Here is a 7045-nt window from a genome sequence, read left to right on the forward strand (position 1 = left end):
TACTGCTTTTATTATATCCTATTATGTTCCCGTTTGAGGTAAATAAGACTATTTTTCTTTGTCGCAAAGGAGAAAATATTCGCTCATGAGTTTGGCGAGGTGCAACGGCGCAGGCAGGCGGACAGATTGCCTGGAAGGATTTTCAGGCATAAGCTCTCTCAGTAGATTTGCATATCCCACCCACTGCTTAGGGTCGTCCTCCTCCCTGAGTTGCAGAGGATAATATTCCATAAGGGCGCATTCGTCAAAGTTCAGCTTTGGATTGTCAGCCCTGCATTTTTTGTAGCTCCTTTTATACTCAATATTTCCAGGGCGGGATTCTATTCCCCAGAATACATCTTTTCTGCGATAAACTCCCGAAGCCTGCTTAAATTCGCCCTTTGCATTTATTTCAGTATAATAATCAGGCACTTCCAAAGTGCTTACGCCCTCTCTAAGACGGATAATTCTAAGATGAGAGTCTGTAAAAGCTTCCGTCCTTTCAGAGATAGAATTTCCTATCTTAATTTTCTCAGGAACAAAAGCCTTTTTCATATTGTAGCCTGAAATGCTTGTGTCAGATATTCCGTGCCACAAATTTCTTGTCAAACCATTGCAAGAAACAAGCACAAGTCCGTCGCTTTCCTTATAAAGATCTCTCAAGCCCAAAAGCTTAGTGACAAATCCACCCCTTGCGACTTTATTGCACTTGTCTACAAAATCGTCCTTTCTTGAAAGCTTTGAAAAAGCAATAAGCGCTTCGGGATAAGAAAGCTCTCTTTCATCAAACAGACCGCACTCGGCTTTTACCTGTCCGCTTCGTGCGTTGAAAGTCACATACGCAGGCAGGCACTTAGCCGTCAACACTGGCGATTTGCTTTCAGCCGCCCACAAAGGTCTTAAAGTCTGATAAGCATACACACCTATCACATCAGCGGCGCAGGCAGGATTTTTCACTGTGTTCCTGTTGTCAGCAAATTCCGTGTATCCAAACTGTCTGAAAATATCCAGCACCACTCCATGTATCCTGCTTTTTGAAGGCTTATCCTTAGCTTTCTCATCTAAAACGTCAGGGACAATAAACTGCGTAAGGCGATTTGTGTCCGCAAAACCTGCCCTCAGTGCGGCTTTCGGGTCGCCCTTTTCCTCAGAAGTGTTTTTCAGGATAACCACTGCGCCCTTTATCTCAGCCGACTTCTCAACGCTTTCCTGCACCCTTTTTATGCGCAAAAGGTGGTCTTCATAGCTTTTGCCGTTCATCATATCCCCAAGAGAGCCTATACTGCGCTTTTCTATCTCTATTTTCACATCTGAGCCGTCCGTGTCGCCAAAATACTGGCAGATATCCTCCATAATAGCGTTTTTCAAAGGCTCGTCGCTGTCATGACCGTATATCTCGAGAGTGATCTTATCCCTGCCCGTGCAGACTTTCAGCCTTTCTCTGCGCATTTTCTGAATATCAGCCGCATCAAATTTCTTTTTATCAGGTTTTTTATAATGCACCGCACCCACAGACTGCACCTCGCCCATAGGCTCTGCGATATCTTTCAGAAGCGGCGTCAGCTGATGATAAAACTCACATTTTTCCTTTACAGACACTCCTGTGCCGATATTCATATTAGTGAAATCCATGCCGAATTTATAAGGCAAAAGTATCTGCGGCATAGCATTTTTGCCCACATAATCTTCAGGGTGTTTAAGCACCTCGTCCGCCGCAGGAAAATTTGAGTTACTATGATACAATCCATAGCAGTTTATGTCAGCATAGTTCCAATCACGAAAATATTCTGTCTTTTCTTTATCAATATTTTTTTGCTGCTGCTTCATTTTCATAACTCTGCATTTATTTTCAGACATTTTCACAAGAGCGTTTATGTTCTCTTCAAGATATATCTTCTTTTTCCAAGCATTTGAAACAAAGCGTTTCACACTTGGAAAAACAAGAAGCATACACTCACGCTGGGGCGGAGTTGTCTGAACTGAAAATTCAAGCCCGTAGGAATAATATTGACCCTTATATTCTATAGGCTGGCTAACAAGCTTTTTTAAGCCACAATTGCTGAACGTAAGCTTCTGACCGAAAAAGGGTATGGTCTTTCCATTAAGAGAGTTCGCCACATACAGCGCAAAGGCGTCAAAGGCATAGTCCACCGCCGCAGTGCCGTCCTCGTTGAAAAGGCATACTTCTTCCGAGGAGATACCATATCTCAGCACATCAGGGTCTATCTCGCTTTTAAACTTTTCTGCTATCGCCTTTGTTTCCGAGGTCGCCTTATCATTCAGCTCATATTCTGCCGTGACCCATATTTTCATTATCTTGCATATCTTATGAACATCAGGCTCATTCAAAGACACGAACCACCTGCTGTCATCAGAATTTGCTTTCATATTGCCCACGTTTACAACTTCGTCAAGCCACCCGTTCAGGCATGCTTTCAAGCCGAACAGCTTCATATAATACTCCGGATCGTATTTTTTGTAGGCAGAAACTTGCAACTGTATGAGCAGTTCTTTCCAAGACTTTGGAAAAGCAAGATAATACAGCTTAAAATTCCTCTTCTTCGGAATAAATGTCATCGAATATATCGGCGAATTCATTTTTTTCAACTCCTTTTTTGAAAGCTTCATAAAACGGCTGATAAAGCGTTTCTGCTATCTTTCCCGTTTCTTTGTTGTCAATCATGCTGTCAAGATAATCTATAAGCTCGTTTAGTAGGTCATAGCCTGCAGTATTTTTCTCAGAACGGCGAAAAGCTCCGTCCGCAAAATAAACTCTCGGCGCAGGCTTGCTCTCGTCCGTTATCCTGCAAAGCCGTCCGAATATCTGCAAAATAAGCACAAACAAGCTTGCCGTTACGTCAAGCTTCATCACAGGGTCAAGGGAGCTTAACTGCATTTTCCCCTGACGTTCCATGAGCGACCATTGCCTTGTGGCTTCACTGCGAAGCTTTGCCGCCCTGTCAAAAGCGTTTTTCTTCCCCGACAGAACACAGTGCCTTTCAAGATAACCGTTTAGCTTTGTGCATTTTGAAGATATCTCGTCAGGAACTTCCATTGGGCGCACCAAAAAGAATACGCTTCCAAATGCCGAATGACCGTCCTTGTCAACAATGTTATAACCTCGCTCTATCGCCTGCGCAGGGGCTACCATTATATCAGCCGAATGATCTGAAAAGTCTGCTATCTCGCTCCTGGGTATCATGTTCTCGTCAAATTCATCTGCTTCCCTGCTCATACATGCTGCTTTCTTTCCATTCAACAAAAGTCTGTTGAGATAATTTGCCGCAGTTTGTGCTTCACTGTAACTGTTCACTATCATAAGCAGTTTTCCCTCAGAGCGAAGCTCTGCTTCTATTGTCCCAATTATCTTTTTTATGACCTCTGTAAGATTTTCTTCACGTTCTTCACTGCCACTGCCTGAAACTCTTATAGCCGTTCCAAGGTCTATCATTTTCGACTCCGCTATCTTCCTGCGCATCCACTCCTCTGCTTCAAGAAGATACTTCACAGGCACATTGACATGATATTGCAAACAGCCGTCCGCCCAGCTTGAACCTGAAAGCAGCAGCACATTAGGTCCTGCGGGCTGACCCTCCTCCGTGAGCCGAAGCCAAGGCATACGGTCCATAAGCGCACGTCCGAATGCGTATTGACGGTAAAGAATAAACCCCTTTTGCGGGTCGTTCTTCATGCCGAAAAGATTACCCATTGCAGATGAAGGGAGAATTTTCTGCTGTGCGGTAAAACGTGTAGACAAAAAGTCAGTAAGCTCCTGCTGTGTTTTCCGCTCATACGGCAAAAACAAATAGGAATCGCTTATATCCCTGATGTAATTATCGAATGCCGCCACCACAAGATAAAGCTTGATATGGTCAGAAAAAGTTTTGTCAGGCTTACAGTTATTGTCCGTGAGCCAATCGCTTATATCGGAAGAAAAAATCTTTAAATCATCTTCCGACAAGGCAAATTTTAATATATGCTCAATGTCTTTGTCATGATCCAATCCAATAGTCACACGCCGCATATGCTCAAGTGATTTGTCAGATATGTGTTTATTTTTCTGGTTTTCTCTGCAAATTGCCTGATACAATATTTCTGCTGAAAACGTCCTGCTAAGTATCGTTCGCCATGTGCCACCATAAGCACTTATGGCTTCTCTCACCGCCATGCAGACTCCTAAAGAACTCATAAGTTTACGGATATATCCCGATTCATTTTTCTCCATGCCATCAAGAGCTTCCGTTTCCTTGTTCATTGCTTCACTGCACAAAGCCGCCGCATTCTGCCTAAACTTATCAAAGCTTGCTGACGGTGTGAAAAACTCGTCAAGTGTTTTTTGCACCTTGTCACATTCATCAAATACCACAAGGTCGGCTTGCTCCAGCACATATTCCAAAAACAGCTTGTTATCCCCAAGAAGCCTTATTGCCGCAAGCCCCTGCACAGTGGTCACGATAACATTTGACGTATAAACATCTCGGTACATTCTCACCGCAGGGCAAATATCCATATAAGGGCAATTATAGTGCTTTTTATTTTTCATAAGCGACCTGCACGGCTCGTTTCCAAACATTGGTGCAGAACTTTTGTCGCTCTTATTTTTTGCCATGCCGTCGATAATACAAGGGGCAGTGAGATACTTAGAATACTCATTTTGCAAATATTTTTCTTGAGCTTTCGCCACCTGATCAATGTATTTTTCACGTCCGCTTCTGCCTATCACAGGTGAAACACTAACTCCAAACTGAGATAAATAAGAACACATTTCCAGCACACTTGAAACAGTGTCAAGCACAAGAACGACCTTTTTATCAGCCTTTGCAAGATGATAAGACAGCACTTTCATTAGAGTGGATTTCCCTGAGCCGACCATGCCCACAAGATTTGTTATCTTGTCGATCTCAAGCCTGTTTGCACTCTTAACATTGCCCTCCGTGACAGCTTTTAGGGTGTTGCTTTTGAGTATAGAATAGCAATAATCATCAGGCTTTTTCTCAGCCATTTCAGCCGCACTTGCAAGCAACTCATCTGTAGAAACACTTATCTTTTTTCTGGTTTTCTTAGGCGGAGGACTTATAGGCATTTGCGGCGTGCAGTCAGGTATCTCAACGTCAGCGCTATACACAGTGGAGCTTGTCTTGTCCTTAATGCTGTAGCTGTATTTTCCACCTTTTGCGTATCCAAAATGCTTTTCTTCCTTGTGTTTTCTGATATATTCAAAGTAAACGTCCGCACGGTCAGGCTCAACTGCCAGCTCAGTGTTTCGGGCAAATTTCAAGACCTTGCTGCCCTTTTCGATTTTCTCTGTAAAAATATATAAACAAAACTCGGACTGAGCATTGCGGTAATTTTCAAGAACCTTTGCCCAATTCATCTTTGAACTGCAAGAATGTAAAAGTCTGTGAGCTTTTTGAAGCAGAAAAGCAGTTTCATCGCAAACTACCTCGCCCATAAGGCTGTAATTATGAAGCAGAAGATACGCCTTTGTGGGGTCGCCCTCGGGCTTGCATTTTTCCAAAAGAGCAAGGGTCATTTCTGCCTTGATGAAATCATCAAGATTCACAGAAGTTGGAAGATAATTTCTAAGACTTCTTTTGATAGTTTCTAAACTTGACATCTTCCAACTCTCCTTTCAGCTTTTTTGAAAAAATTCTCATGGAAACGCATTTAGCAATTGAATCAGGAAAATTGCTTGCTAACGCATCATTGCATATCTTGCAATAATCAGGATAATCCGTCAAACAATCGTCAGGCACAACATAAAAGACTTTTTGCGCCTTAGTATGAGTAAAAACATAGTCCTTTTCAATGCTCTTTTTCAGCATATAAGGGTTTCTGTGGGTCTTTGCGTCAATAGCCCAAACCTGCCCGTCAGGCAAAGTTATCTTTACATCATACTTATCTCTGTCAGGCCATAGCTCCGCCCCACATCCACATTTTTCTGCAATTTTCTGTATTTTCAACTCCAACTGCCCAGGCAAACACATATATCTCATAACACCATGCCTAAGCCGCCAATTGCCGTCCTGAAATCTCAATGGCTTCAAATCATCTTTTTTCGGTATATTTTTCAAACAACTTTTGTTACAGCACTGTGCCTGCGCACCATAAAAAGTCATAGTCCAGCCGCATTTCGGACAAACATAACTCCCGTTTGGAACATTTTCGTAGGCTTCCGAGAATATCTTATTTATCATCTTAAAGTCTTGACAATGCTCCATTTTAAATTCACTCATTTTTTCATCAGCGCAAATTGGATTTTCCACAATAAACCGACGCACAGCCACATACAACTCGTTGGGAAGATTAGTCAAAAGAGTATAAATGTAACGCTGCTCCAAGTCATTTACGTAATCTTTCTCTGAATCAGAAATAAGATCAACGCAATCGTCGGTGAGAGTATATCTGCGGTTTTCACTTAACTATATCAGCGCATTTGTATGATAAAGATCAAACTTTTCCACTATTTTGACAAAATAACTATTCCACCCCTCAAACCACGTTTTCACAGGCTTCACAGCATAATTCTCAATAAAAGCACATTCATGGAGATCTGAAAGCATATCATATTGCTTATTCAAAGCCGCCAAAGCTGCAAGCCTATTTATCCCAGCAAAAAGCTTGCTACTGTAACTATACTTATCGTTGCACTGCCGTTTCTCATACAGCCCACATGCTATCAATCGTACCATCAAGTCAAAATCCAACTCATTCAAATCTGCCACTCCTTTTACCATATAAATAAAAAAGCCACCTTTTGAAAAACATCAAAAAGCGACCTTATATACAAAGTAAAGCAAAACAGATATGAATACCGTTATTGCTTAATGTCAAAATATGATGTTTTTCGTGTACACTTATATCTTAAATCAACATCATAATTTTGTCAATAGTTTTATTTATAAATTGCCAATAAATTGTACCTTTATACAAATTGATACTGCAAAATTTGTAGCAGATAAACAAAAAAAGCCGCAGACAAAACGTCTACGACTTAGAAAACACTCTGGCAGGGGCAGAAGGATTCGAACCCTCGGCACGCGGTTTTGGAGACCGCTGCTCTACC

Annotated in this window: 4 protein-coding genes; all 4 read right to left on the reverse strand. The window is 41.9% G+C overall.

The genetic code is table 11. The annotated features are described in order from the left end of the window. Positions 1-48 precede the first annotated feature (48 nt). A complete protein-coding gene (locus tag DW938_RS12240) occupies positions 49-2577 on the reverse strand; it encodes a DUF3962 domain-containing protein (RefSeq protein WP_181984449.1) in 2529 nt (842 codons plus the stop codon). Next, positions 2525-5596, reverse strand: coding sequence for a hypothetical protein (locus DW938_RS12245; protein WP_118125122.1), 3072 nt, complete (start codon positions 5594-5596; stop codon positions 2525-2527). The genes DW938_RS12240 and DW938_RS12245 overlap by 53 nt, the downstream gene beginning before the upstream one ends. Next, on the reverse strand, positions 5562-6200 hold the full coding sequence (locus DW938_RS12250) for a hypothetical protein (protein ID WP_207660708.1): 639 nt from the start codon (positions 6198-6200) through the stop codon (positions 5562-5564). Before DW938_RS12250 ends, DW938_RS12245 begins: the two co-directional genes overlap by 35 nt. A 201-nt stretch (positions 6201-6401) precedes the next feature. Further along, complete coding sequence (locus tag DW938_RS12255; protein ID WP_147342390.1) at positions 6402-6695, reverse strand: hypothetical protein; 294 nt, start codon at positions 6693-6695, stop codon at positions 6402-6404. Between the last annotated feature and the right edge of the window lie 350 nt (positions 6696-7045).

Source organism: Ruminococcus sp. AM43-6, from assembly GCF_003461785.1.
Taxonomy (GTDB): domain Bacteria; phylum Bacillota; class Clostridia; order Oscillospirales; family Ruminococcaceae; genus Hominimerdicola; species Hominimerdicola aceti.